Here is a 24857-nt window from a genome sequence, read left to right as displayed (position 1 = left end):
GACAGCCAAAACCACCACACTAATATTTCTTCACCGTAACCATTTTCCCAAAAGCAAAACTCAAACTTAAACCAACTTCGTTGCGTACCGTATTAAAATTAGCATACCCGCCAATACCTACCCCAAGGGTGTTAAATCCAACCAAATAGCCTTGCACTAAAACAGGTATGCCGATAGTGTTTTGAATGTGCTGGTTAAGGTAAGATCCGGTGCCATCGGTATCATAACTGTTAAAATGCGTAAGGCCAAGCCCCGCCGAAGCGCTGAACAGACATTGGCCTTTTTTGTACAACCTGCCAAAAAGCAGGTCGGCAGTACCATGACGTGCTACATGGGTCGGAACATTAATGATATGCTCAGCAATACTACCCGCTACATTACCGGTTAACAGCCAGCGGTGTGCTATTTCAACATTCATATCAAAACGGCCCCATGCATCGGTAATGCTGTTCGACCCAACACCAAAGGAAAGCCAGAGGCTGGATGGCGTTCTCAGGCTATCATTCAAATGGTGGTTTCGTATCCTGCCGGGGGTAATGATCCTGCCAAAGGCATAATTGAAATTAACGCCCGCCACAGGTTGCAGCAGGTTAAGGTTTGCCCACGCGCCCACACCTATACCAATGGCTTTAAAACCTACAAGATAGGCTTGTGCTGAAACAGGTATGCCAACAGAGAACCGGTTGCTTTCATTGTAAATGATATCGGATGGGATATTGGTACGGTCGTACGCATGGAGGTGCACCAGGCCCAGGCCCGCCTGTAATGTGAACATAGAGGAGTTGTGTGAATAGATCTTCCCGCCAAGGATATCGAAGGTAGATATATTGGTAACATGCTTAGGAGTATAAAATGCCTGCTCGCCAAGATCGCCCTGCGCGTTTAAGGTGATAAGGTGGTTCCCCCGGAGCTGGTAATTGAGGTTGATGTTGTTAATAAACCCGCTGATACTTTGCTTATTGGTTGCCCCACCATAACCAAAACCCAGCCAATAGCTGCGTTTGACGCTATCGATCGTCTGGCTGTGAGCAGGGAGAGAAACACAGGAAAATACCACCAGGCAGCAAAGGCTAACAGTAATTTTGATAATTGGATTTTTCAAGTTCAGGTTTTGAAGCCTAAATATACAAAAATGCACCGTGTAACATTTGCGATGTTATGTTTGAAGTTAGGATATCAGCACGTAAATTAGTATTCATAACCAATTATATGCCGGACCGTTACTGGTCCGTTCAATTTATCATCATGGAAAAATACAACCAGCCCTTGCTTATTGTGCTCTTTGTGCTGCTCAGTTCGTTTACCATTTACAAAACGCGCGAGAATAACAAACCCACCCTCTGGCTCATTGGCGATTCGACCGTGCGCAATGGTACATATGATCGTGGCGATGGCGGTTTATGGGGTTGGGGGCATTTTATCCATGAGTTGTTCGATACCACCAAAATATCTATCCAAAACAAAGCCTTTGGTGGCACCAGCAGCCTTAGCTTCGTTACAGGCGGCTTTTGGGAAAAGGTAAGGCCAAATATTAAAAAAGGCGATTACGTATTGATCCAGTTTGGCCATAACGATGGGAACCCGACAACCCTAAAAGGTAACGGCGATGATTCAACCATGGTTACCAACCCTAAAACTCAAAAAAGTGTAATGGCACACTCTTTTGGCTATAATATCCGCAAGTATATTGATGAAACAAAGGCTATGGGCGGTATCCCGATCGTACTTTCGCTGGTGCCGCGCAACATCTGGAAAGATGGTAAGGTAGATAGGGTAGGCGCCGAGTATGTGGCTATTGATAAAGAAGTAGCCACACAAAAGGGTGTTGATTTTATTGACCTGAACAAGATCATTGCCGACCATTACGATGAACTTGGCGAAGCCAAAGTGATGGCCGATTACTTTACCGTGAAAGACCATACCCATACGATAGAAGCCGGGGCAAAGTTTAATGCCGCCTGCGTGGTTGAAGGACTTAGAGGTTTAAAAAAGCAACCCTTTAAAAAATACCTGCTTAATTAGCGGGTACCCATTTTACCAATAGCAATAGAAAAGTTGATGCCTGCAATGGTTTGCACCGTGTTTAAATTAACATAAGCGCTTAAACCCAGCCCCAGCCATTTTAAAGGTAAAATGAAACCCTGAACAGTTATGGGTACGCCTATGGTATTCTCGTCGGTTTCATTTAGCTGCACGCCTTGTGTGCCGTTGGTATCAAACGAATTACGGTGCACCACACCCAGGCCAACAGATGTAGTAAAAAAAGAGGTTTTAAGATGGTGTAGCTTACCCGCTAACAGGTTATAGGTAGATACTTCGGCAACATGCATTTGTACATAGCTTTTACGGGCATCAAGCTCAGCCTGTACATTGCCTGCAAGTACCCAGTTGTTCTTTAACTCGGTTGCAACGGTAAATTCGGTTTGGTTTTCGGCAAAGGTACCGGCGCCGTAGCCAACGCTGGCCCAATAGCTGCGCTGGGTAGTATCATCGCTTTGGGCTTGCGCACGTGTTTTAACACATATGCAGGTTAGCAATAACGCACATATTATTGCGGGTAGTTTAAAGAAAGCCATAGGGTATAAAAGGTATTATACTTAAAGTTAGCTATTATTTTTACCGGTGCAAATAATGTACAACAATAATTAATTAACAGTTAAGGCTGTTTGGCTACCGGGTTATACATCAAATCGGCTTTGTTATATAGCTCATCATTTTCCGGAATGTCATATACCGTGCAATTATAAAGCGCAATAATATATAGCAACGGTAGTTTTTCAGGGTCGGTGTGGTTATCCCGCAAGTCTGTTTTCCAATCATTATCCGGGTATTTTGTTTTGTAAAGGTTTTCATAATCGCGCAGTTTATTACGCCTGTATGAAAAATCAAACCAGTTAGGCAAAGCATACATACCGGTAACAGTGCCAACCTTGTTTCTTATGGTTAGCTCATCGGCAGTGGGGCGGCCATAAAAAAAATAGAAATAAACCCATAAAGCCGAGAAGATGAGCGCCCAGACCAGGTCGTTAAGTTTGCCGAAAGAGTAAGAGCTAAACAAATCATAAATGAACCATATGGCAAATAGCAGGCTAAATATCCTGGCATAGGTGGCTGCTACACTTTTTTTATAGGTACTGATGTTAATGCCCTGCCGCTCCCTGAAACTTGATGAAGTAACAAGTATTGAACCAATCGGGAAAATTGGAAAAAACATAAATGTAGCAAACTTGGTCTCGATCCATTGATGGTTCACCTGGGCTACTTTACCATAAAAATTGGACCCATATATAAATACCATGTATTAAAAGTAAGCTTATTTTTTTTGATAGTGCAGCAGGTCTTAAATTTTGTAATCCACAAAAGGGCAACTTTTCAACAAATTGCGGTATAACAGGGCAATGGGTTAACTTAGCCGTTTAACAATAAGTACAACATACTTGGCAGCTACAGCAACAAAAGAAACGCCCTTAATGCAACAATACAATGCCATCAAGGTAAAATACCCGGGTGCGCTGCTGTTGTTCCGCGTAGGCGATTTTTACGAAACCTTTGGCGAGGATGCCATTAGGGCCGCGGGCATACTGGGCATTGTGCTTACCAAGCGTGCCAACGGCGCGGCCATGCACCAGGAACTGGCGGGTTTCCCGCACCATTCGCTGGATACCTATTTGCCAAAACTCGTAAGGGCAGGGCAGCGTGTAGCGATATGCGATCAGCTGGAAGACCCTAAAACCACCAAAACCATAGTTAAGCGTGGCGTTACCGAACTGGTTACGCCCGGTGTTGCTTATGGCGATAACATCGTTCAGCAAAAAACCAATAACTATTTGGCTTCGCTTTATTTTGAGAAGAACAGCGTTGGAATAGCGCTGCTGGATATTTCGACAGGCGAATTTTTAACAGCGCAGGGTAATAGCGATTATATCGACAAGCTGCTGCAAAGCTTTAACCCGAGCGAGGTGATCTACCCCAAAAGTCGCAATGCCGACTTTAAAGAAACCTTTGGCGACAGGTTTTATACTTACACTTTGGATGAATGGCCCTACAGCGGCGATTACGCTACCGAAACGCTATTAAAACATTTTGAGGTAAAATCGCTTAAAGGTTTTGGCATCGAAAAGCTGAACCTTGGCATCGTAGCCGCGGGTGTGGCTTTGCATTATTTGAACGAGACCGAGCACCGCAACCTGCAGCATATTTCGGCGATAAGCCGGATAGAAGAGGACAGATTTTTGTGGATGGACCGATACAGCATCCGTAACCTGGAACTGGTTGGTTCTAATAACGAAAATGCCATTACGCTGGTTGATGTGCTCGACCAAACCTCGTCGCCAATGGGAGCGAGGCTGTTGCGCCGCTGGATAGTAATGCCTTTGAAAGAGCGCAAGCCTATTGAAGACCGGTTGAACGTTGTGGAGCACCTTATTAATTATGAAGAGCTGCGCGAAGAACTAAAGCAACACATTCGCCATATTGGCGATCTGGAAAGGCTGATATCAAAAATAGGGTTACAAAAGGCGAATCCGCGCGAAGTATGGCAATTAAAAAAAGCTTTGCAGAGTATAGAAGTTATTAAAAATATTTGCAGCCAAAGCCAAAACAAGGCATTGCAAACTATTGCAGAGCAACTAAACCCCTGTACGCTGATAAAAGAGCGTATAGAAACTGAAATACAACCTGACCCACCGGTAATGGTAATAAAAGGAGGTGTAATATCCGAAGGTTTGGATGAAGAACTGGACCGCCTGCGCAAGATTGCTTTTGGCGGTAAAGGCTATTTGTTGGAAATACAAAAGCGCGAAGCCGAGTTAACCCGGATACCATCGCTAAAAGTGGCCTTTAATAACGTTTTCGGTTATTACCTCGAGGTAAGTAATGCTCACAAGGATAAGGTTCCTGCCGAATGGATCCGCAAGCAAACACTCGTTAATGCCGAGCGGTACATTACGCCCGAACTGAAGGAATACGAAGAGCAGATATTAGGCGCCGAAGAAAAGATACTGGCACTGGAAACCCGCTTATACAACGAATTGCTGTATGCCTTGATGAGTTACATCAAGCCGGTACAACTGAATGCGCATTTGGTGGCGCAGTTGGATGTGTTGCTAAATTTTGCAACCATCGCCATTAAAAACTATTACGTTAAGCCTAAGATAGATGATACACGTATCCTCGATATTAAAGGTGGCCGCCACCCGGTAATTGAAAAGAATTTGCCTTTGGGCGAAGAATACATTACCAACGATGTTTTTTTGGATTCGGATACGCAGCAGATCATCATTATTACCGGCCCCAACATGGCTGGTAAGTCGGCTTTATTAAGACAAACAGGTTTGATTGTGCTGATGGCGCAGATGGGATGCTTTGTCCCCGCAAAGGAAGCCACCATTGGTTTGGTGGATAAGATATTTACGAGGGTTGGTGCATCGGATAACCTGTCGTCAGGCGAATCGACCTTTATGGTGGAGATGAACGAAACTGCCAGCATTTTGAATAACCTGAGCGACAGGAGTTTGATCCTGTTGGATGAGATAGGCCGCGGTACATCAACTTACGATGGTATATCAATAGCATGGGCCATTGCCGAGTACCTGCATAACCATCCATCGGCGAAAGCCAAAACCCTGTTCGCTACGCACTATCACGAGTTGAACGAATTGAGCAATATGTTTCCCCGGGTGAAGAATTACAACGTCACCGTAAAGGAAATAGGGCATAAGATCATCTTTTTACGCAAGCTGGTGCCTGGTGGCAGCGAGCATAGTTTTGGTATCCACGTAGCCAAGCTGGCCGGCATGCCGCCAAAGGTATTGACCCGCGCCAACGAGATACTCAAAAAACTGGAGCACGAACGCACCGGCGGCGAAAGTATTAAAGAAAGCATCAAAAAGGTACAAAAGCAGGCCGTTCAAATGCAAATGTTCAGTATTGATGACCCGGTACTGGTGAAGATACGCGATATGCTGAACAACCTCGATGTAAATACCCTCACACCCGTTGAAGCCATGATGAAGCTGGACGAGATACAGCGAATGATAAAGAGCTAAACGCCCTTTAAGGGCATGGAAGATGAGAGAGGTAAGATGGATTTTACCCTGATATCAAAAACGCGTCATTGCGAGGTACGAAGCAATCCTAAACTTTGCATTCGCGCTTTGTATATCGCATAAATGCCTATCGAAGATTGCTTCGTGCCTCGCAATGACGGTTGAGTTTTATTTTTTGGCTGCCAGTAAATCCCTTATCTCGGTCAGCAATACTTCTTCTTTAGTTGGTGCAGGTGCTGCTTCGGGTTCGGCAGGTGCGGCCTCTTCTTTACGTTTTAAGGCATTAATACCTTTTATCACCATAAATATCACAAAAGCTACAATCAGGAAATCGATAGCGGTATTTATAAAAACGCCAATATTCATGGTTACCTCGGGGTTTTTACCAACTGCAGGTTTTAAATGAATTTTCAGGTCTTTAAAATCTAAACCACCTAAAAGTAAACCTATTGGCGGCATTATTACGTCGGTAACCAAAGATGAAACAATTTTGCCAAAGGCGCCGCCAATGATAACACCAACAGCAAGGTCAACAACGTTGCCTTTCATCGCAAACTCTTTAAACTCTTTAACTATACTCATATTACTGTGTGTTTGGTTTATACCGAAGTTAGTAATATTTTAAATTATACAGAACAAATTGAGAATAGTATGGTTTATTACCCCGAAAACCCAACGGAAAGATCATTATTACTTACCGGATAATTAAGGGCTGCTTATTTAAGCTGGCTTTTTTGTTCGGCGTAATTAGTGTATTTTTGTTCATCTAATATATGTTACGTCAGAATCTACAACAGAAACTCCTTCAAAAATTATCGCCGCAGCAAATACAGTTTATTAAGTTGCTGCAGGTGCCTACTGTATCATTAGATACCCGAATAAAAGAGGAGTTGGAAGAGAACCCGGCCCTCGAAGATTTGAGTTTATCCAACATGAACGAGCCCGAAGAAGCTTATCCCGACCGTGACCCGGATGATGATAACTTTAACAGCGACGATAATAATGAACAAAGCGAGTTTGACGAGTTTAATATAGACGATTACCTGCAGGATGATAACGTGAACGATTATGGTTCGCGATATGACCAGAACGGTGATGATGACGAAGAAAGGAAAGAGATACCCATTGCCGTTCAAAGCTCGTTTTTCGAGAGTTTGCAGAATCAGTTGGATCTTGTTCCGCTTTCGGATAAGGATTTTAGGATAGGGCAGCAAATTATAGGCAGCTTGGATGACGATGGTTACCTGCGCAGGCCCATCATGTCGATAACCGATGATCTCGCTTTCTCACAAAACGTAATGGCCGAAGATGATGAGGTAGAGGAGATGCTGAAGCTGATCCAACAGTTTGATCCTCCCGGCGTTGGTGCCCGCGATCTGCAGGAATGTTTGCTGATACAATTGCGTAAAAAGGATGTGAACGAACCCATCATCAAAAAAGCGATGCTGGTTGTTGAAGAATACCTGGACGAGTTTACCCGCAAGCATTATGATAAACTGGAGAAATCGCTTAACCTGGCACCCGATGAACTAAAAGGGATTGTTAACGAGATATTGAAACTCAACCCAAAGCCTGGCGACAGTAACGAGATAAACACTAAGCAAATGCAGGTGATCCCTGATTTTCATATCAGCAATAACGATGGGGTGCTTATATTAACACTTAATTCCAAAAATGCACCCGAATTACGTGTAAGCCGCTCATATCAGGATATGTTCCAGCATTATGATAAGGCATCGCAAAAGGATAAAAAACTGAAAGAAGCCGTACAATTTGTTAAGCAAAAGCTCGACTCGGCAAAATGGTTTATAGATGCCATTAAACAGCGCCAGCAAACGCTGCTCAAAACCATGAATGCTATTATGCATTATCAGTATGATTTTTTCCTTACCGGCGATGAGCGTAACCTGCGCCCGATGATCTTAAAGGATATTGCCGATAAGATAGGCATGGATATCTCCACCGTATCGCGTGTGGCAAATTCTAAATATGTGCAGACCGAGTTTGGTACCTTCCTACTAAAATCATTCTTCAGCGAGGCCATACAAATGGACAGTGGCGAAGAGGTATCAAACAAAGAGGTAAAAAAAATACTGGAAGACTTCATCGGCGCCGAAGACAAACACCACCCCCTTGCCGACGAAAAGCTGACCGACATATTGAAAGAGCACGGCTACAACATAGCCCGCCGCACCGTAGCCAAATACCGTGAGCAAATGAATATACCGGTAGCGAGGTTGAGGAAGGAGTTATAAAAGAGCGGTCTTTTTTGTAAGTTTGAGATAGCTATAAGCACTTGCATTATGGATAAAACGGACAAAACTTTTGATGAAGCCGAAATTGAGCTTTTAAAAGAAGCTTTAAAGCGTACTTATAAGGAACGTTTTGAAATGGCTACCCGGCTGTATAAAGTACAGATGACTATGAGCAAGGCTATTATTACTCATAAACCGTTTAGTCCCCACGCAAGTGCTGAAACTGCCGGTAGGTATTCAATATACCACCAAACGAATAGCAAACCGTAATCCAACTCCGCAAGAATCGGGTTTTAACCTAACCACACCCGCAGTACTTTTGTTACCATAAACAATAAGGATATGGAAACACAACAGCATATGGATTATCATCGCATAGCGCAAGCTATAGATTACCTGAAGCTCAACTATAAACGTCAACCCAGTTTGGATGAGGCGGCAGCTCATGTTAACCTTAGCCCCTTTCACTTTCAGCGGATGTTTAAAGATTGGGCGGGCGTTACGCCTAAGCAATTTCTGCAATACCTGAGTGTTGAGCATGCCAAAACCATCCTGAAAGAACAGCAGGCATCGCTGTTTGATGCTGCTTACGAAACGGGTTTATCAGGTACCGGCCGCCTGCATGACCTTTTCATTAAAGTTGAAGGAATGACGCCCGGCGAATATAAAAATGGCGGGCAGGAGCTTAACATCAATTACAGTTTTGTAGAAAGTCCTTTCGGCACGCTCATCGTAGCATCAACCACCAAGGGAATTTGCCACATGGCTTTTGCCGATAAGGGTGACGAGGATGCTTTCGCGGATTTGAAAAAACGTTTCCCCAACGCCGTCTACCAGCAATTAACAGATACCATACAACAAAATGCCATCTTTATCTTCACGCAGGATTGGGAGAAGCTGGGCGAAATAAAACTACACCTTAAGGGTACTGCCTTTCAACTTAAAGTATGGGAAACTTTGCTTAAAGTACCCATGGGGGGATTGACCACCTACTCGCAATTGGCAGGCAAGGTTGATAATCCCCGTGCATCACGTGCGGTAGGGTCCGCCGTGGCCGATAACCCTGTGGCATTGCTTATCCCTTGTCACCGTGTGATACGCTCGACCGGCGAGATAGGAGAGTACCATTGGGGAAGCCCACGCAAAACGGCCATTATTGGTTGGGAAGCGGCACGGGTATCTAACTTTCAACAGCAGGCATAAGATGGATCTATTCGCTGCAGAAACAATTGCTAACCTGCTGCCCTATGGTGGCGAAGTAAATTATTATGGCAAAATGGTGGATAAACTACATGCTGATTATTATTTAAAAAAACTGCTCACCGATATAGCCTGGAAAAACGACGAAGCCATCATATTCGGCAAGCACATTATTACCAAACGTAAAGTGGCCTGGTATGGCAATGCGAATTACTCTTACGCTTACTCGGGCACTACACGCCATGCTTTACCCTGGACGAAGGAATTGCTTGAACTGAAAGCCATTGTTGAACAACATACCACTACCATCTATAACTCATGCCTGCTTAACCTGTACCATAATGGTGATGAAGGTATGGCCTGGCATAGTGATGATGAAAAGTCGTTGGGTAAGGATAGTACCATAGCTTCGTTAAGCTTTGGTGCCGAACGTAAATTCGCGCTTAAGCATCGCGAAACAAAGGAGGGTGTGTCGCTTATGTTAGAACATGGCAGCCTATTGGTGATGAAAGGTACTACACAAACTCATTGGTTACATTCGTTACCTAAAACCAAAAAGGTAACAACACCGAGGGTGAACCTTACTTTTCGTACTATGGTTTAATCACAACCTTCCGGCGTGCAGCTCGGGCCCTCGCTTACTTCAAAAGGGCTTGCCGGATTATCCGCCCGCCATTCGCCGAATGATTTATCCAGCGTTTGCAGGAAAGCTTCTGGCGGCTGAGCACCCGATATGGCATATTTGCGGTTAAACACAAAGAACGGCACACCGCCACCGCCAAGGTTACGTGCTTCAGCAACATCGGCCCGTACTTTTTTAGCATAATCTTCGCTGTTTACGGCTGTGCGGATGGCAGCTTCATCAAGGCCAATTTCGGTACCTAATTGTACCAGGGTTTCAATATCGCCAAAGTCTTTACCTTCAGTAAAGTAGGCATAAAACAGGCGTTCTTCGGCGGCATCGCCTAAGCTTTTGGTTTTAGCAAGTTGTATCATTTTATGCGCGCTGAACGAGTTGGCAACAATGGCCTTATCAAAATTATAGGCCAGTCCGGCGTGTTTGGCTATCTCCACCACATTCTCATGCATCTTAACCGATTGTTCATAACTCATCCCTTTGCGCTCGGCAAGGTATTCGTAAACATTCTGTTTTTCGCCTGTTTGCTCGGGTATAGTAGGGTCAAGCTGGAAGCTTTTCCATTCTATTTCTATATCCTTACTGCCTGCAAATTGTGCCAGTGCACTTTCATAATTCCGTTTACCTATATAGCAGAAGGGGCACATAATATCACTCCATACCTCTACCTTCATTTTTGCTGATGCCATTGCTTGTTTGTTTTGCACAAAGGTAGGATAGCAGGGGAGGATAAATGTCGTGCAGTTGTAAGATTAAATTATACAGTTAATTTTTGCAATCAGTAAATAGTACCATAAATCACACATCTAATACCATTCAGGTAACCACATACTTACTTACCTTTGTTGTGTTATGAAGAAAGATTTTCCTGTATACGACATCTGTACCTTATCCCAATTTAAGCAGGAGGATATCCTCATCAGCAGGTTTGCCCCATACCTGCAGGTTCATAAAAACCTGCACATGGCTCATAAGCATACCTTTTACCACCTGGTGCTTTTTACAGAGGGTGGCGGCACGCATGCTATCGATTTTCAAAGCTTTGTTGTAAGGCCTTATCAGGTTTATTTTATGATACCCGGGCAGGTGCACAGCTGGAGCTTTGAAGGCAAAGTTGATGGCTATGTCATCAACTTTTCGGTGCCTTTCTTTCATTCATTTTTGTTAAAGCCCGACTACCTGGAGCAGTTTTCCTTCTTCAGCGGTACGCTTAATGATGCCGTGGTAGATATCCCAACCGAGCTGCACACACCAATAAAAAACATCTTTGAGCATATCATCCACGAAAGTGAAAACAACCAACATTTAGGTTTAGATATGGTTAAGGCGTTAATGCTGCAATTGTTTATTACCATTGGCAGGCTTAACAAAGGGCAGCAACCCGGCGATGTTACTTCTTACAATTATACCTTACTTAAAAGCTTCCAAAAACTGATAGAGCAGAACTACACAACCCTAAAGCTGCCAAAAGAGTATGCCGCGTTGCTCTATATTACGCCCAACCATTTAAATGCCCTTTGCAATAATGTATTGGGCATACCTGCAGGCGAAGTGATACGTAACCGCATAGCCCTCGAAGCTAAACGGATGTTGGTGAACCACAGCCTCAGCATTGCCGAGATTGCAGGCAAACTCAACTTTGCCGATAACTCTTACTTTACTAAATTTTTCAAAAAACAAACAGGGCTAACCCCCGAAGAATTTAAGAAACAAGCACTAAAATAATAATACCATGAAAACTCAGGAACTCAGTTTAGTTAACTCAGAATGGAAAGCCGCTATACATGCCAAATGCCCCAAATGCAGAACAGGCAATATGTTTGCCAATAGTATATATGGTTTTAAAGGCCAAAAAATGAATGATAATTGCCCGCACTGCGGCTTTAAGTTTGAAACAGAGCCGGGTTATTTTTATGTGGCCATGTTTGTTAGTTATGCAATGAATGTAGCGCTGCTTGTTACGCTCGCAGTAGCCACTTACACACTAACCCAAAGTGAAAACCCATGGTTTTACATTGTAGTGTTGTTGGGTTCGGCCTTTGCGTTATCACCAATTAACTTCAGGTATTCAAGGGTGATCTTATTATATTGGTTAACACCAAACCTGCACTTTGACCCAAAAAGGGCCGATGTAAATTATAGAAACCCGTACTTGCAGTAAAGCTATCCGCGAAACTCTTCGAGTACCTGTTTCATTGAAGCTATGTACATTTCTTTAAGTATATCCATATTTACATCATCCAACTTTTTGATGTAGATACAGCCACGGCCGCCTTTGTCTTTGTACTTACCCAGTTGTGCAGACAGTTCCTGGCGGCGCTTAAAGCCAGAACACAAGTAAATACTGATGGCATCTTTACGTGGTGAGAACGCGGCTATGGGCATATCACCCTCATGGCCGCTTTCATATTTGTAATGGTACGTGCCAAAGCCGATGATGCTTGGTCCCCACATTTTCGCATCAAAGCCGGTAACCTCTTTGCACATGGCTATCATCTTGTAACTATCGGCACGTTTACGCTCATCGGGTATATCGCTGATAAAGTCGTCAACACTTACCTCGGTTTCGGTGGTTTTGTTTTTGGCCATTGTAATGGGATTGATAGTTAAAAATAGCCTATCTCTATCACATTTACAATGGTTTATTCTGTTTCAACCACCTCTTTAAGCTTTTTTAAAACCATGGCCCAGTTTTGTGTAGCATGTTCCTTTTCTTTTGCCGAGTGCACGTTATCCTGCGTGAGCGTAACCGTAGTTTTACCACTTTTTTGAGATAGCATGTAGGTTACCAGGTTGTAGTTTTCGGGCTTATCTTCTTTACCGCCCATTGAACTCCAGTAGGTACTTTGAAACAGGCTTTCGGGGATGATATTCTTGATCATACCCTTATCATGATATTTTTTGCCATTGTACTCACCCTCGTATTCAATTGGGCTACCTTCTTTCCAGTCGGTTTTTACATTGGTACCCATCAGGTATTTCTTTATTTGCGATGGGGTGGTTATCGCTTCCCAAACTTTAGCTGCCGGGGCGTTTATGCTAATGTGGGTTTCTGCTATCATGTTGCTTGCCATGGCATCAGTTTTAAGTTTAACATAAGGCTCCGCATAGGCACGGAGCCCCTTATCAACTACAGGGATATTATAAGTTGTTTATTGTTTCCTGCTCTTTAAGGGCAGCAATGTTGTTCTTGTTGTTATACTCCTCGGTTTGCCCGGCAAAGTACTCCAGTATGCCTTTAACAGCATCAAGGTTGTCGGCTACACGCTGGTGCATATCCGGCAGGTCTTTATCCAGGCGCTTGTCGCCCAGTTCAATATTGTCCACTTCTATTTTGGCCAGCTTTTGCACCAAGGCGGTCTGGCTGTTCTTTAAATCCTCTAATTCGTGGACAATCTTCTCCATCAAATCAAATTTCCTTATCTTATCCATAACATTTTGTTTATTAGGTATACTAATGATAAGACAACAGGAGCGGAGCGGTATTGTTTCGATTATTTAACCTGGTATATTTTTAGGTGCGATGAACTTCCCGATGGCAACCGCCAGCAAACAGACCACCATAAACCCTAATACCAGGCCGCAGGTATTCAGTATTACCGTCTGTGTGCCCAGCTTATTTACATCCATAAACGGATAAGGGTAATAGCCTGTAAAAGCACCGCGTATAAAACTGTAAACCGCATATGCAGTCGGAAATATGAGCCATAAAGTAATGTTCCATTTCAGCGTATCTTTCGGCACGTAAAAAAACCAGTACATCACAAATAACACCGGCACGCCAACATGCAGCAGTTCATCTACAAGTTTTTGCAAGCCGGTAGGATTCCATATCTGTCTCAGTACGGTATTGTATACCAGTCCCACCACAAAAATGTAAACTGCCACTGCCGATTGCGTATTGGACTTGTAAAAGAATCTGCCCCAAGCAGATACCGGGGCGAGCAACACCGCGCAACAACAAAGCGATACCAAAATATTGCTCTCGATGGTAAAAAAACTGAAGTAGCGTATAACGGCTTCGGTAAGAGAAACCGAATGGGGCCGGTTTTGTATACTCAGGCATAATTGCGCTATCAAAGCAAATATACTGATGAGTACTATAGCGGCTAAGAATTTTTTGTTAGGGCCTGGTTGTATGTTCATCACATTGTAGGTTTTATTAATTTAAACTGCGAACAACTGACTTATGTCTTTAAAAGCCTTAAACTCCAGCGCGTTGCCGCTCGGGTCTAAAAAAAACATCGTCGCCTGTTCGCCGGGCTTACCTTTAAAGCGTATACCGGGCTCTATTACAAATTTAATATTGTGCTGCCTTAACCGTGCCTCCAACTCGTGCCAGGCATCCCATGTTAAAACAACACCATAATGGGGGATAGGCACATCGTGCCCATCAACCGGGTTATGGTGTTGCGGTACCTCAACTGCGGGTTTAGGTTTATAGTGGATAACCAGTTGGTGGCCGTACAGGTTAAAATCGGTCCATAAAGTATCGCTGCGGCCCTCGGGGCAGTTGAGCACCTCGCGGTAAAATTTTCGTGCCGCTTCCAGGTCATGAACAGGTATAGCAATGTGGAAGGGTTGTAGGGTACTCATTGTTTATAATTATGTTTGAAAATTGTAGTAGCCATTATGCCAAAATAACAAAAATATATACATATTTGATTAACTAAAAACCATTAGCTCATGAACCTGAGAACTCCCTTGTTTCAATTGCTTACCTTGTTAACCCTTATATTTACCTTGCCGGGATGCGAAAGCAGCCAGCCGCCGGGCATCTATCAAAACGACAAGATAAACAGCAGTACACGTGATAAGATACACCAGTTGGACGATCAGCTTTTTGCTGCCGCCAAAGATGGTAAACTACAGGACATAGAAGCATTGATGGCTAAAGAAATGCTCGAAAATAATGACTATAAAAGAACAGCCGACCAGATTGGCAACAACACCAAAAGCGGTAAATATACCCTGCTGGACGAATACTATATACACAACACCAACCCGGGCCATAACGATGAGATCAAACCCGCCAATAAGGCCTATAAATTGGGTTACCACTCCGTAACCAGCGAAAGCTACCTATCATTAATGCTGCTTGAAAACGGCGATGATAAATGGTTGCTTAACGTTGCCTATAGCAAGCTGGATTATGGCTGGAAGATAACCAGCCTTGATATTGGCCATTACAGTATTAACGGCAAAAATGCGCCCGAGTTGCTGGCTTTTGCTAACGAGCAGTATAAAAAAGGTTACCTGGTAAATGCCGTGAACAATATGGAACTGGCTACCAAATGCCTGCGCCCATCGCAAATATGGGAATATCCCAACGAGAAACAGATTGGCGATTATTACAGCCTGGTATCGGCCGAAGCATACCAGAAGTTCAAGTTTCCGATATTGATACCTATCCCATCAAAACCGCAGATATTCCGTATTATGACACAAACGCAAAAGGGTGGAGGATATGTCCCTACGGTAAAATATGTAACTAAGGTTGATGTACGAGATACTGTTGCCCTGAAGCAGGAGTTTGAAGGTGTAAAAAAAGCCATAGGGCAAGCCCTCCCCGGTATTGATCATGATAATAAGCTCATCATCTTTTCGGCCTATAATGAGCGTCCTACAGGTAATACCAATCCATTTTCGTTTGATATGGTGTATAAGTTGAAATAATTACAGGTTTAATCTGCCCGTAAACGCAAACAGGGCACCAATTACTTGATGCCCTGCTTACCTATTTAAAACACTTGTAAAACTTATACCGAAAAACTTTCACCGCAACCACAAGTACGCGTAGCATTAGGGTTATGAAAGTTAAAGCCCTTGCCGTTAAGTCCGTCGCTAAAATCAAGCTCGGTACCCGCCAGGTATAAAAACGATTTCATGTCCAGGCAAATTTTAACACCATTATCTTCGAAGAACTGGTCGCCCTTTTTTTCTTCGTTATCAAAATCAAGATTATAGGACAGCCCCGAACAGCCGCCGCCCTGTACAGATACCCGCAAAAAATACGAACTATCCATCTCCGCATCCTGCATCAGGTGGCCTATCTTGTTTTTTGCTTTATCGGTTATAGTTACCATTTTCGTTTAGAATCAAGATGTGAGAGGCAAGAATCAAGACTGACACAATACCGCTCTTTATTAAGACTAATTTTAAAGAGATAGTTTAAAAAAATACAGAAACTACCTCCTGTTTATTTATTAAGTCAAGAATCAAGAGTTAAGTATGCAAAATAATGTCTTGCATCTTGACTCTCGATTCTTGCTTCTGCTTTTTAGTGGTGCGCTTTCTCGCTTACTAAAGCTTCCATACCGTTTTTAACACGGTAATCGTTTATGGCGGCTTTGATAGCGTCCTCTGCTAATACCGAGCAGTGGATTTTTACCGGTGGTAAAGCTAATTCTTCAACAATATCCATGTTGTCAATCTTCATGGCATCGTCAATGCTTTTGCCTTTTAGCCATTCGGTAGCTAATGATGATGATGCGATAGCGCTACCGCAGCCAAAAGTTTTAAACTTAGCATCGGTTATCACGTTATCGGCATTCACTTCAATTTGCAGGCGCATTACGTCGCCGCACTCAGGTGCGCCAACAAGGCCGGTACCCACAGTGTTTTTACTTTTATCTAAAGTACCAACGTTGCGCGGGTGGGTATAATGATCAATTACTTTATCTGAATAAGCCATGATTTTTTTTTATTTCGGATTTCGAATTTTCGATTTCGGATTTTGAATATCGAATTTTCTATTCCAGGTTTGCTTTAAGTTTTTTGTTATTAAGTTACTAAGTTATTAACTCTTTAACTATTTTATTCTTTTTATTAAATCGGACATTCAAAAATAAATTCGAAATTGAACATCCGAAATATCTTAATGTTCTGCCCACTCTATCGAATCCAGGTCAATGCCTTCTTTAAACATTTCCCATAGCGGGCTTAGTTCGCGCAGGTGGTTAACCGCGTCCATAGTTACTTTAACGGCGTAGTCAACTTCCTCTTCGGTAGTAAAACGACCAAGGCCAAAACGGATAGAAGAGTGTGCCAGGTCATCCGATAAGCCTAAGCTTTTCAGTACGTACGATGGCTCCAAAGATGCCGAAGTACAAGCCGAGCCCGATGATACGGCCAAGTCTTTCATCGCCATCATCAAACCTTCGCCCTCAACATATTTGAATGATATATTGGCTACATGCGGCAAACGGTGGTTTACGTTACCGTTTACATAGCTTTCTTCCATTACGGTAAGCGCAGCTTCTAATTTATCGCGCAAAGCAGATAAACGGATGGTATCGGCTTCCATATCCTGTAAACACAATTCGCAGGCTTTGCCTAAACCAACAATGCCCGGTACATTTAACGTACCCGAGCGCATACCGCGTTCATGGCCGCCACCGTCCATCTGGGCGGTAACTTTAACCCTTGGGTTTTTACGGCGAACGTATAACGCGCCAATACCTTTAGGGCCGTACATTTTGTGAGCGCTCATTGCTAAAATATCAATGCCGTCTTTAATAACGTCAACAGGTATTTTACCAACGGCCTGAGTAGCGTCTGTCATAAACAAAGCGCCAAATTTATGGGCTATAGCAGCAATTTCTTTAACCGGCTGAATAACGCCTATTTCGTTATTGCCATACATAATACAAACCAAAATGGTTTCGTTGGTCATGTGTTGCTCTAACAGGGCAAGGTCTAATAAACCATCGCTTTGTACAGGCAAATAAGTAACACGCGCGCCTTGTTTTTCGAGGTGCTTGCAGGTATCTAAAACAGCCTTATGTTCGGTAGTACAGGTAATGATATGATTACCTTTTTCTTTATACATTTCAAAAACGCCTTTAATACCTAAGTTATCACTTTCGGTAGCGCCTGATGTGAAGATGATCTCTTTTTCGTTGGCGCCAATCAGTTTGGCAACCTGCTCACGGGCATAATCAACAGCTTCTTCGGCTACCCAGCCAAAAGGGTGGTTACGGCTTGCAGCATTACCAAACTTATTGGTAAAGTAAGGCAGCATTGCTTCAAGCACCCTTGGATCCATGGGTGTAGTGGCATTATTGTCTAAATATATTGGAAGATTCATAGCTTTTTAAGCATTATTATAAATAACACTGCAAATATACAGAATACTTTTATTTAAAATTGTTATAAACAAGCCAGAAATGTGATCAGGGTAGTCATTAATTTGCAATATTTGGGTGATGAATAAGATAGAGCACATAGGCATTGCCGTAAAAGACATAACCGCCGCTACCACCATTTACGAGGCGCTGCTGAAAACCAAAGTTTATAAAACTGAAAGTGTGGCCAGCGAGCATGTAACAACGGCTTTTTTGCAAACGGGCCCCAATAAAATTGAACTGCTCGAAGCCACATCGGCCGATAGCGCCATTGCTAAATTTATTGAAAAAAAGGGCGAGGGTATCCACCACATCGCTTTCGACGTAATCGATATCCATGCCGAAATGGCCCGCCTCAAAGCTGAAGGTTTTATTTTATTGAATGAGGAACCCAAGCGCGGTGCCGACAATAAACTGGTTTGCTTTGTACACCCGAAGGGGACGAATGGGGTGTTGATTGAACTCTGTCAGAGTGTTAATGAGTAGATAATTTCAGATTTCGGATGTTCGATTTCGGATTTATTATTATCCCGATGCCGAGTTAGGGATAGCAGTGGAAAGCCCGGAATGAGGCTTCTATCAGCCGAATGAGGACTTGCAACGGATAGCCCGGGCCGCAGGCAACTCCCAAATCGTTCTTGAGTTAATAATGCTGTTTTTTCTGTGCTCTCTGTGGAACCTCTGTTAACTCTGTGGTTAAGAAATATAACAGACCAATTTTAACCACGAAGTGCACTGAGAGAAAACCACAGAGAACGCAGCATAAAACAACCACATCTTCCTTTTTTAATCTTCCATTTTACATGGTGTAAAATATTTTACACTTTTACTTTACACTTGTAAAACAAAACACTATATTTGCGCCTCTTTTGAAAGGAAAGATTAAGACAATGAAGAAAGACCTGCATCCAAAAAATTATAGATTAGTTGTATTTAAAGACTTATCAAACGATTACGCTTTTGTAACTAAATCTTGTATCGAAACCAAAGAATCCATTAAATGGGAAGATGGTAACGAATATCCATTGATAAAATTAGAGATTTCGCACACTTCGCACCCGTTCTATACAGGTAAGATGAAACTGGTAGATACTGCCGGCCGTATCGATAAATTCAAAAACCGTTACAACCGCTAAGCGGCTGTACAAAATAATATTTCAAAGTCCCGGCTTACCAGTCGGGACTTTTTTTATTTTTGCGCCATGGCAATCATCCTTTTCGACGATAACGCGCACCAAACCTTACAGCCGCTTAGTTTTACCCGTCCTGTAGCCGATATGCGCATAGGCATACTTACCATTGCCGAAAAATGGACCAAGCGGTTAAGTTTAAGTCATTCGTTCCACACACAAGCTTATTTACAAGGCAAGTTTCCTATTCATATCGAAGAGCGCAACCTGTTTATCAATGGTTCGGTTTGCCCGGATGATGATCTGCTGGAGGCTATCGAAAAACTGCATGGTAACGAAGCTTTGATAAAAGATGGCCTATTCATTGCCGTAAAACTAAACGGAACAGATGCCAAAAGCTTTGACGCGAATAACCTGTCGGACTATAAACCGGTAAATTACAGCGGTAATTTTATATCGATTAAATACCCCGAAGATATTTTTAAACATAACCCGGCTGAGATCCGTAAGGATTTTACCCTCGTAACCAAAGGCCGCAGCAGTGCCGGTATCAGCAGCACCAATACCATCATGGGCGATGATATTTTTGTGGAAGAAGGCGCCACGGCAGATTGCTCTATATTTAATACCACCATTGGCCCCATATACCTGGGCAAAAACTCGCAGGTATGGGAAGCCAGCGCTATTCGCGGCTCATTTGCGCTCTGCGATAATTCGCAGGTGAAAATGGGATCTAAAATATACAGCGGTACTACCATTGGTCCGTTTTGTCGTGTTGGCGGCGAGGTAAACAATGCCGTGCTGTGGGGATACTCATCAAAAGGGCACGAAGGTTACTTAGGTAACTCCGTACTTGGCGAGTGGTGCAACATAGGGGCCGATACCAATAACTCCAACCTGAAGAACAATTATACCGAAGTAAAGCTGTGGGATTACGCCACGCAGCATTTTCGTAAAACGGGCCTGCAGTTTTGTGGCCTCATCATGGCCGATCATGCCAAATGCGGCATCAATACCATGTTTAATACCGGTACAGTGGTAGGCGTGGGGGCCAATGTTTTTGGTGGCGGGTACCCGCCCAATTTTATCCCCGATTTTGGCTGGGGGGGCAAAAACCACATGGAATTGTACCAGCTTGATAAAATGATGGAAACAGCCCAGCGCGTGTACGACCGCCGCGAAGGCCGCGAGTTTGATGCTAACGAAAAAGCCATCCTCCAAACCGTATTTGAATTAACAAAACTATACAGACGATTTTAACATCTACCTTAAACCTTACCCATCATGAGAACAAAAATTGTAGCCGGAAACTGGAAAATGAATCTTGATTATTTCGAGGGACTAAACCTTTTTAACGAAATTGTAACCTTAATTAAACAAGAAGTTACAGGCAAGCAAGAGGCCATTATATGCAGTCCGTATATTCATTTACATGCATTAGCCAACCTGGTTATAGATACGGAGAAAGTATCTGTAGGTGCACAAAATGCTCACCATGCAGAAGCTGGAGCTTTTACCGGCGAAATATCAGCTAAAATGATTCACTCGGTTGGTGCAGAGTATGTTATACTGGGCCATTCGGAGCGACGCCAGTATTTTGCCGAAGATGGCGCCCTACTAACCAAAAAAGTAGATATCGCTTTGGCTCACCATCTTACCCCCATATATTGCATAGGCGAAACGCTGAAAGAGCGCGAAAGCCACAAGCATTTTGATGTAATAAAAAAGCAGCTGGTTGAATCTGTGTTCCACCTGTCTGCGGCCGATTTTAGCAAACTTATTTTGGCATACGAGCCGGTTTGGGCAATAGGTACGGGCGTAACTGCCAGCGCAGATCAGGCACAAGAGATCCACGCCTTTATCCGCAAAGAAATAGCAGCTAAATACGGTAAGGCTGTTGCCGATGGCATCACCATATTGTACGGTGGCAGTTGTAACCCTAAAAACGCCCACGAATTATTCGCTAAACATGATATCGATGGTGGCCTCATCGGCGGCGCATCGCTAAAAGCACGCGATTTTGTGGATATTTTAAAGGCGTTTAATTAAGCTTAAACACCACGTCATTGCGAGGCACGAAGCAATCTTCGATAGAACAGTTTGCAAGATGCATAGTTTAGGACTGCTTCGTACCTCACAATAACGGTTAATAACAAAATCGCCCTTGCTGGTGTTGTCACCATCAAGAAACTGACACGAATTAAATGAAAGCGTTCATTAAATTACTGAAAATACTTCTGCCGTCATTCATCCCTATGCTGGTGTTTTCGCTTATCGCGAAGCAATACCGCGATGTTGATGGCGGCGATGGTAATTTACTGCACAGCCTCATTTTTTATTACCGCCACATGATGCCTGTACTGTTTATTATCGCGGTTATTATGCAATACCTCATTATTGTACCGTTGTGGAACAAGGCCCTTGCCGGGGATTGGGTACGCAAAGTTATATTATTTAGCTTGCTCATATTATTTTGCATCGTTATAGCTGCAGGCATTAGTTATGCCATTTGGGATGAAGCTACCGGTGCTGTCGGGCTGCAAAATTCAATATTTACCATTACCATCATCCAACTGGCATTCTGGCTGATAGATATAACCGTACTGACATTGCTAAGCGCCATCCAAAAAGCAGAACCACCCAAAGAAGGCCTTGATACCTGATACTTACTACTATACAAAATGAACTATTACGAACTCCAATTCAGCCTCCAAACCACCGAAGATTACCAGCAAGACCTGCTCATTAACGCTTTGGCTGAGTTTGGCTTTGATACCTTTGAAGAAACGGAAGGCGGCTTTAAAGCTTACATCCCCGAAGATGGTTTCTTCCTCGAGGCTTTGGATGAAGTACTGGAGCCTTACGCGGCAATGTTCAGATTCTCGTACAAGCCAGCGCTCATCCCACAAAAAAACTGGAACGAGGTATGGGAAAGTAATTTTGAACCGATTAAGGTTTTGGATAAGATCTACGTCCGTGCAACCTTTCACCAACCAAAGCCGGAGTTTGAATACGAGATCGTGATAGATCCTAAAATGGCATTTGGCACAGGGCATCATCAAACCACAGCCATGGTAATGCAATGGATGCTCGAAACTGATTTTACCGGAAAGAATGTACTGGATATGGGCTGTGGTACAGGCATTCTAGCTATCCTCGCATTAAAAATGGGAGCGAAGCAGGCTACGGCTATTGATTATGATGATGTATGCTACGATAGCACCATCGAAAATTCAGAACTGAACAATATTACCAATATTATACCCCTTTGTGGCTCAAAAGAAGCCATACCTGCTGATAAATATGATATTATACTGGCCAATATTAACCGCAATATATTAATTGACCAGATGGATTGCTATGCACGGGTATTGAAACCCGGCGGCGAGATCTATTTCAGCGGATTTTATGAGTCGCCTGATCTTGACATTATTACCACTGAAGCTGCTAAATATGGCCTTAAGTATGTTGCGCACAAAAAAGACAAGGATTGGGTTGCCACAAAGTTTGTAAAGTAACAGGCTGTTGCCTATAGTTTTCCACATTTTTCAATGTTCAAAACAATAGTTACATCTTATAACTAATTTACAAGGCAATTTTGTTTATTTGTACTTCAATATTTGCTTAAAAGCTAATAAACTTAAATGAGGGTACATTTTATAGCTATCGGCGGGAGCGCAATGCATAACCTCGCTATTGCGCTGCACAAAAAAGGGTTCGCGGTAAGTGGCTCTGATGATGTGTTGTTTGAGCCTTCTGTATCGCGCCTGTCAAAACACGGTATCTTACCCCGGCAAAACGGCTGGTATCCCGAAAAGGTAACCACGGATATTGATGCCATCATTTTGGGTATGCATGCCCGCATAGATAATCCCGAATTATTAAAAGCGCAGCAACTTGGCCTCAAAATATACTCGTACCCCGAATATATTTATGAGCAAAGTAAAGATAAAATACGTGTGGTTATAGGCGGCAGCCATGGTAAAACAACCATTACCAGCATGATATTGCATGTTTTAAAAGCCGCCGGTCTAGATTTTGATTACATGGTAGGCGCTCAGCTTGAGGGTTTTGATACAATGGTTAAGCTTACCGCCGAAGCCCCTGTTATTGTTATTGAAGGGGATGAGTACCTGGCTTCGCCGATTGACAGACGCCCTAAATTTCATTTATATAAAGCCAACATCGCGGTATTAAGTGGTATAGCCTGGGATCATATCAACGTATTCCCAACATTTGAGGGGTATACACAACAGTTCAGCATATTTTTAGATACCATACAACCCGGTGGCACCGTAGCGTATTGCGCGGCAGATAAAGTATTGAAAAGAGTAGTGGAGCAAAAAATTGGCGACATTAAAAAAATCCCCTATAATTTACCGTTGCATGAAATTGATCACGGCGTAACCAGCCTGATAGCTGCCGATGGAACTAAATACCCATTACAGATCTTCGGCGACCATAACCTGATGAATGCCGAAGCCGCCCGTTTAATTTGCGAGCAGTTAGGTGTTGAGACTAATGCTTTTTATAAAGCCATCAGCACGTTTAAAGGTGCTGCACGCAGACTGGAGGTATTGGCACATACCCCAACAGGTAACATTTACAAAGATTTTGCCCATTCGCCATCAAAGCTAACGGCTACCATACATGCTGTAAAAACACAATTTCCGGGCAGGAAACTGATCGCACTCATAGAGCTGCACACCTTCAGCAGCCTGAATAAAGATTTTTTAAGCGAGTATGCAGGTACCATGGATATTGCCGATGACGCTATCGTATTTATTGATAAGCATACTTTTGAGCAAAAGAAGATGGAACCATACCCGGCCGAAACGGTAAAGCAAGCATTTTTGAGAAGCGATATGATTATGTTCAATCAATCAGCCGAATTATTAAAATACCTTGAAAATATTGATATTAGCAACGCAAACCTGCTTTTAATGAGCTCAGGTAACTTTGGCGGGATTGATTTGGGGAAGCTAACGGAAAAATTATTACAAAAGACTTAAAAAATACACGCTTTTTAATTAAAAAAATATCCTAACTTTATAAGCCAGTAGCAAGACCCTAATCCTTAATTAATTATATGCATGAAAACACTTGGTAAAAAAATCAGGCTTCTCCGCCACCAAAGGGGATGGAGCCAGGAAGATGTTGCAAAACGTTTAGACATTTCAATTCCGGCTTTTTCTAAAATTGAAACAGGCATTACCGATATCAATTTATCGCGCCTGGAGCAAATATCAATCTTGTTCGAAATGTCTGTCGTGCAATTGCTCACTTTCAATGATCTTGAACAGGAAAACAAGTACAACTCTGAACTGGATACCGTAATCAAAAAATTAAGCGACCGCGAAACGGAAGTGATAGACCTGCAAAAAAAGGTGATAGAACTTTACGAAGAACTGCGTTTAAATAAAGTTACTGCATAATATATAAAAAGCGATGGGTATTAAATC

30 protein-coding genes are annotated in these 24857 nt (G+C 43.0%); 17 read left to right on the top strand and 13 right to left on the bottom strand.

Annotated elements, in window-relative coordinates; all coding sequences use genetic code 11:
- Positions 1-19: 19 nt before the first annotated feature.
- On the bottom strand, positions 20-1102 hold the full coding sequence (locus KXQ82_RS08730) for a hypothetical protein (protein WP_219487800.1): 1083 nt from the start codon (positions 1100-1102) through the stop codon (positions 20-22).
- Positions 1103-1245: 143 nt separating this feature from the next.
- On the opposite strand from KXQ82_RS08730, the gene KXQ82_RS08725 reads away from it, so the two are divergent.
- Entirely contained in the window at positions 1246-2022 is a 777-nt protein-coding gene (locus KXQ82_RS08725) for a rhamnogalacturonan acetylesterase (RefSeq protein WP_219487799.1), read from the top strand.
- Here the strand turns inward: KXQ82_RS08725 and KXQ82_RS08720 are convergent.
- Both KXQ82_RS08720 and KXQ82_RS08715 read right to left on the bottom strand, forming a co-directional pair.
- The gene (locus KXQ82_RS08720) at positions 2019-2576 is read right to left on the bottom strand and encodes a hypothetical protein (protein WP_219487798.1); all 558 of its coding nucleotides are present in this window, start codon (positions 2574-2576) and stop codon (positions 2019-2021) included. The two genes, KXQ82_RS08725 and KXQ82_RS08720, sit on opposite strands and share 4 nt — an antisense overlap.
- Before the next feature lie 80 nt (positions 2577-2656).
- Positions 2657-3298 carry a hypothetical protein gene (locus tag KXQ82_RS08715; RefSeq protein ID WP_219487797.1) on the bottom strand — a complete coding sequence of 214 codons (642 nt, stop codon included), beginning with the start codon at positions 3296-3298 and terminating at the stop codon, positions 2657-2659.
- Positions 3299-3437: 139 nt separating this feature from the next.
- Between KXQ82_RS08715 and mutS the strand changes: the two genes are divergently transcribed.
- Positions 3438-6047, top strand: a complete 2610-nt coding sequence (gene mutS, locus KXQ82_RS08710) for a DNA mismatch repair protein MutS (RefSeq protein WP_219487796.1) — start codon at positions 3438-3440, stop codon at positions 6045-6047.
- A gap of 168 nt (positions 6048-6215) precedes the next feature.
- Here mutS and mscL read toward each other — a convergent pair whose 3' ends face one another.
- A complete protein-coding gene (mscL, locus tag KXQ82_RS08705; protein ID WP_219487795.1) occupies positions 6216-6629 on the bottom strand; it encodes a large-conductance mechanosensitive channel protein MscL in 414 nt (137 codons plus the stop codon).
- 191 nt (positions 6630-6820) lie between these two features.
- Between mscL and rpoN the strand changes: the two genes are divergently transcribed.
- The 4 genes from rpoN (at position 6821) to KXQ82_RS08685 (ending at position 10106) form a co-directional block, all read left to right on the top strand.
- Positions 6821-8302 (top strand): RNA polymerase factor sigma-54, encoded by a 1482-nt coding sequence (rpoN, locus tag KXQ82_RS08700; RefSeq protein ID WP_219487794.1) that lies wholly within the window; start codon positions 6821-6823, stop codon positions 8300-8302.
- 48 nt (positions 8303-8350) lie between these two features.
- Positions 8351-8572, top strand: coding sequence for a hypothetical protein (locus KXQ82_RS08695; RefSeq protein WP_219487793.1), 222 nt, complete (start codon positions 8351-8353; stop codon positions 8570-8572).
- A gap of 72 nt (positions 8573-8644) precedes the next feature.
- Positions 8645-9505, top strand: coding sequence for a bifunctional helix-turn-helix domain-containing protein/methylated-DNA--[protein]-cysteine S-methyltransferase (locus KXQ82_RS08690; protein WP_219487792.1), 861 nt, complete (start codon positions 8645-8647; stop codon positions 9503-9505).
- A 1-nt stretch (position 9506) separates the two neighbouring features.
- A complete protein-coding gene (locus tag KXQ82_RS08685) occupies positions 9507-10106 on the top strand; it encodes an alpha-ketoglutarate-dependent dioxygenase AlkB family protein (RefSeq protein ID WP_219487791.1) in 600 nt (199 codons plus the stop codon).
- Here the strand turns inward: KXQ82_RS08685 and KXQ82_RS08680 are convergent.
- Positions 10103-10828 carry a DsbA family oxidoreductase gene (locus KXQ82_RS08680; protein ID WP_219487790.1) on the bottom strand — a complete coding sequence of 242 codons (726 nt, stop codon included), beginning with the start codon at positions 10826-10828 and terminating at the stop codon, positions 10103-10105. The genes KXQ82_RS08685 and KXQ82_RS08680 overlap by 4 nt on opposite strands.
- Before the next feature lie 163 nt (positions 10829-10991).
- Between KXQ82_RS08680 and KXQ82_RS08675 the strand changes: the two genes are divergently transcribed.
- Both KXQ82_RS08675 and KXQ82_RS08670 read left to right on the top strand, forming a co-directional pair.
- Positions 10992-11864 carry an AraC family transcriptional regulator gene (locus KXQ82_RS08675; protein ID WP_219487789.1) on the top strand — a complete coding sequence of 291 codons (873 nt, stop codon included), beginning with the start codon at positions 10992-10994 and terminating at the stop codon, positions 11862-11864.
- Positions 11865-11871: 7 nt separating this feature from the next.
- The gene (locus KXQ82_RS08670) at positions 11872-12300 is read left to right on the top strand and encodes a DUF983 domain-containing protein (RefSeq protein WP_219487788.1); all 429 of its coding nucleotides are present in this window, start codon (positions 11872-11874) and stop codon (positions 12298-12300) included.
- Between the two features lie 2 nt (positions 12301-12302).
- On the opposite strand, the gene KXQ82_RS08665 is transcribed toward KXQ82_RS08670, so the two are convergent.
- The 5 genes from KXQ82_RS08665 to KXQ82_RS08645 all read right to left on the bottom strand — a co-directional run bounded on the left by KXQ82_RS08665 (position 12303) and on the right by KXQ82_RS08645 (position 14735).
- Complete coding sequence (locus tag KXQ82_RS08665; RefSeq protein WP_219487787.1) at positions 12303-12728, bottom strand: DUF1801 domain-containing protein; 426 nt, start codon at positions 12726-12728, stop codon at positions 12303-12305.
- 53 nt (positions 12729-12781) lie between these two features.
- Positions 12782-13213 (bottom strand): SRPBCC family protein, encoded by a 432-nt coding sequence (locus KXQ82_RS08660; RefSeq protein ID WP_219487786.1) that lies wholly within the window; start codon positions 13211-13213, stop codon positions 12782-12784.
- 67 nt (positions 13214-13280) lie between these two features.
- Entirely contained in the window at positions 13281-13571 is a 291-nt protein-coding gene (locus tag KXQ82_RS08655; RefSeq protein ID WP_219487785.1) for a hypothetical protein, read from the bottom strand.
- 66 nt (positions 13572-13637) lie between these two features.
- Positions 13638-14285, bottom strand: coding sequence for a Pr6Pr family membrane protein (locus tag KXQ82_RS08650; protein ID WP_219487784.1), 648 nt, complete (start codon positions 14283-14285; stop codon positions 13638-13640).
- A 21-nt stretch (positions 14286-14306) separates the two neighbouring features.
- Complete coding sequence (locus KXQ82_RS08645) at positions 14307-14735, bottom strand: VOC family protein (protein ID WP_219487783.1); 429 nt, start codon at positions 14733-14735, stop codon at positions 14307-14309.
- Positions 14736-14825: 90 nt separating this feature from the next.
- Here KXQ82_RS08645 and KXQ82_RS08640 point away from each other — a divergent pair, with 90 nt between their 5' ends.
- Positions 14826-15815: a hypothetical protein gene (locus tag KXQ82_RS08640; protein WP_219487782.1), complete on the top strand. Its 990-nt coding sequence runs from the start codon at positions 14826-14828 to the stop codon at positions 15813-15815.
- Positions 15816-15898: 83 nt separating this feature from the next.
- On the opposite strand, the gene KXQ82_RS08635 is transcribed toward KXQ82_RS08640, so the two are convergent.
- The 3 genes from KXQ82_RS08635 to KXQ82_RS08625 all read right to left on the bottom strand — a co-directional run bounded on the left by KXQ82_RS08635 (position 15899) and on the right by KXQ82_RS08625 (position 18228).
- The gene (locus KXQ82_RS08635) at positions 15899-16225 is read right to left on the bottom strand and encodes a HesB/IscA family protein (RefSeq protein ID WP_219487781.1); all 327 of its coding nucleotides are present in this window, start codon (positions 16223-16225) and stop codon (positions 15899-15901) included.
- 194 nt (positions 16226-16419) lie between these two features.
- Entirely contained in the window at positions 16420-16833 is a 414-nt protein-coding gene (gene iscU / locus KXQ82_RS08630) for a Fe-S cluster assembly scaffold IscU (protein ID WP_219487780.1), read from the bottom strand.
- Positions 16834-17016: 183 nt separating this feature from the next.
- Entirely contained in the window at positions 17017-18228 is a 1212-nt protein-coding gene (locus KXQ82_RS08625; protein ID WP_219487779.1) for an IscS subfamily cysteine desulfurase, read from the bottom strand.
- A 118-nt stretch (positions 18229-18346) separates the two neighbouring features.
- On the opposite strand from KXQ82_RS08625, the gene mce reads away from it, so the two are divergent.
- The 8 genes from mce (at position 18347) to KXQ82_RS08585 (ending at position 24830) form a co-directional block, all read left to right on the top strand.
- Complete coding sequence (gene mce, locus KXQ82_RS08620) at positions 18347-18751, top strand: methylmalonyl-CoA epimerase (protein WP_219487778.1); 405 nt, start codon at positions 18347-18349, stop codon at positions 18749-18751.
- A 404-nt stretch (positions 18752-19155) separates the two neighbouring features.
- Complete coding sequence (locus KXQ82_RS08615; protein WP_219487777.1) at positions 19156-19401, top strand: type B 50S ribosomal protein L31; 246 nt, start codon at positions 19156-19158, stop codon at positions 19399-19401.
- Between the two features lie 66 nt (positions 19402-19467).
- On the top strand, positions 19468-20655 hold the full coding sequence (locus KXQ82_RS08610; RefSeq protein WP_219487776.1) for a putative sugar nucleotidyl transferase: 1188 nt from the start codon (positions 19468-19470) through the stop codon (positions 20653-20655).
- A 24-nt stretch (positions 20656-20679) separates the two neighbouring features.
- Positions 20680-21444 carry a triose-phosphate isomerase gene (tpiA, locus tag KXQ82_RS08605; RefSeq protein WP_219487775.1) on the top strand — a complete coding sequence of 255 codons (765 nt, stop codon included), beginning with the start codon at positions 20680-20682 and terminating at the stop codon, positions 21442-21444.
- Positions 21445-21599: 155 nt separating this feature from the next.
- On the top strand, positions 21600-22058 hold the full coding sequence (locus KXQ82_RS08600; protein WP_219487774.1) for a hypothetical protein: 459 nt from the start codon (positions 21600-21602) through the stop codon (positions 22056-22058).
- Positions 22059-22076: 18 nt separating this feature from the next.
- A complete protein-coding gene (gene prmA / locus KXQ82_RS08595) occupies positions 22077-22913 on the top strand; it encodes a 50S ribosomal protein L11 methyltransferase (protein WP_219487773.1) in 837 nt (278 codons plus the stop codon).
- Between the two features lie 126 nt (positions 22914-23039).
- Positions 23040-24407 (top strand): UDP-N-acetylmuramate--L-alanine ligase, encoded by a 1368-nt coding sequence (locus KXQ82_RS08590; protein WP_219487772.1) that lies wholly within the window; start codon positions 23040-23042, stop codon positions 24405-24407.
- An 81-nt stretch (positions 24408-24488) separates the two neighbouring features.
- Positions 24489-24830 carry a helix-turn-helix domain-containing protein gene (locus KXQ82_RS08585; RefSeq protein WP_219487771.1) on the top strand — a complete coding sequence of 114 codons (342 nt, stop codon included), beginning with the start codon at positions 24489-24491 and terminating at the stop codon, positions 24828-24830.
- Positions 24831-24857 lie beyond the last annotated feature (27 nt).

Source organism: Mucilaginibacter rivuli (assembly GCF_019391655.1).
GTDB classification, from domain to species: Bacteria; Bacteroidota; Bacteroidia; order Sphingobacteriales; family Sphingobacteriaceae; genus Mucilaginibacter; species Mucilaginibacter rivuli.
The sequence above is the reverse complement of the archived record's forward strand: the minus strand, read 5'-3'. Positions and strand labels throughout refer to the sequence as shown.

Bases quoted from the DNA above. Each gene is read 5' to 3' on its own strand.
- KXQ82_RS08635 (WP_219487781.1), bottom strand. From the start codon at position 16,225: ATGGTAACTATAACCGATAAAGCAAAAAACAAGATAGGCCACCTGATG.
- KXQ82_RS08585 (WP_219487771.1), top strand. From the start codon at position 24,489: ATGAAAACACTTGGTAAAAAAATCAGGCTTCTCCGCCACCAAAGGGGA.
- KXQ82_RS08685 (WP_219487791.1), top strand. From the start codon at position 9,507: ATGGATCTATTCGCTGCAGAAACAATTGCTAACCTGCTGCCCTATGGT.
- iscU (WP_219487780.1), bottom strand. From the start codon at position 16,833: ATGGCTTATTCAGATAAAGTAATTGATCATTATACCCACCCGCGCAAC.
- KXQ82_RS08720 (WP_219487798.1), bottom strand. From the start codon at position 2,576: ATGGCTTTCTTTAAACTACCCGCAATAATATGTGCGTTATTGCTAACC.
- KXQ82_RS08600 (WP_219487774.1), top strand. From the start codon at position 21,600: ATGAAAGCGTTCATTAAATTACTGAAAATACTTCTGCCGTCATTCATC.
- KXQ82_RS08610 (WP_219487776.1), top strand. From the start codon at position 19,468: ATGGCAATCATCCTTTTCGACGATAACGCGCACCAAACCTTACAGCCG.
- KXQ82_RS08665 (WP_219487787.1), bottom strand. From the start codon at position 12,728: ATGGCCAAAAACAAAACCACCGAAACCGAGGTAAGTGTTGACGACTTT.
- KXQ82_RS08695 (WP_219487793.1), top strand. From the start codon at position 8,351: ATGGATAAAACGGACAAAACTTTTGATGAAGCCGAAATTGAGCTTTTA.
- KXQ82_RS08625 (WP_219487779.1), bottom strand. From the start codon at position 18,228: ATGAATCTTCCAATATATTTAGACAATAATGCCACTACACCCATGGAT.
- KXQ82_RS08715 (WP_219487797.1), bottom strand. From the start codon at position 3,298: ATGGTATTTATATATGGGTCCAATTTTTATGGTAAAGTAGCCCAGGTG.
- KXQ82_RS08675 (WP_219487789.1), top strand. From the start codon at position 10,992: ATGAAGAAAGATTTTCCTGTATACGACATCTGTACCTTATCCCAATTT.
- KXQ82_RS08690 (WP_219487792.1), top strand. From the start codon at position 8,645: ATGGAAACACAACAGCATATGGATTATCATCGCATAGCGCAAGCTATA.
- KXQ82_RS08645 (WP_219487783.1), bottom strand. From the start codon at position 14,735: ATGAGTACCCTACAACCCTTCCACATTGCTATACCTGTTCATGACCTG.
- KXQ82_RS08650 (WP_219487784.1), bottom strand. From the start codon at position 14,285: ATGAACATACAACCAGGCCCTAACAAAAAATTCTTAGCCGCTATAGTA.
- KXQ82_RS08680 (WP_219487790.1), bottom strand. From the start codon at position 10,828: ATGGCATCAGCAAAAATGAAGGTAGAGGTATGGAGTGATATTATGTGC.
- KXQ82_RS08590 (WP_219487772.1), top strand. From the start codon at position 23,040: ATGAGGGTACATTTTATAGCTATCGGCGGGAGCGCAATGCATAACCTC.
- KXQ82_RS08615 (WP_219487777.1), top strand. From the start codon at position 19,156: ATGAAGAAAGACCTGCATCCAAAAAATTATAGATTAGTTGTATTTAAA.
- KXQ82_RS08725 (WP_219487799.1), top strand. From the start codon at position 1,246: ATGGAAAAATACAACCAGCCCTTGCTTATTGTGCTCTTTGTGCTGCTC.
- mce (WP_219487778.1), top strand. From the start codon at position 18,347: ATGAATAAGATAGAGCACATAGGCATTGCCGTAAAAGACATAACCGCC.
- KXQ82_RS08670 (WP_219487788.1), top strand. From the start codon at position 11,872: ATGAAAACTCAGGAACTCAGTTTAGTTAACTCAGAATGGAAAGCCGCT.
- prmA (WP_219487773.1), top strand. From the start codon at position 22,077: ATGAACTATTACGAACTCCAATTCAGCCTCCAAACCACCGAAGATTAC.
- tpiA (WP_219487775.1), top strand. From the start codon at position 20,680: ATGAGAACAAAAATTGTAGCCGGAAACTGGAAAATGAATCTTGATTAT.
- mscL (WP_219487795.1), bottom strand. From the start codon at position 6,629: ATGAGTATAGTTAAAGAGTTTAAAGAGTTTGCGATGAAAGGCAACGTT.
- rpoN (WP_219487794.1), top strand. From the start codon at position 6,821: ATGTTACGTCAGAATCTACAACAGAAACTCCTTCAAAAATTATCGCCG.
- KXQ82_RS08655 (WP_219487785.1), bottom strand. From the start codon at position 13,571: ATGGATAAGATAAGGAAATTTGATTTGATGGAGAAGATTGTCCACGAA.
- KXQ82_RS08660 (WP_219487786.1), bottom strand. From the start codon at position 13,213: ATGGCAAGCAACATGATAGCAGAAACCCACATTAGCATAAACGCCCCG.
- KXQ82_RS08640 (WP_219487782.1), top strand. From the start codon at position 14,826: ATGAACCTGAGAACTCCCTTGTTTCAATTGCTTACCTTGTTAACCCTT.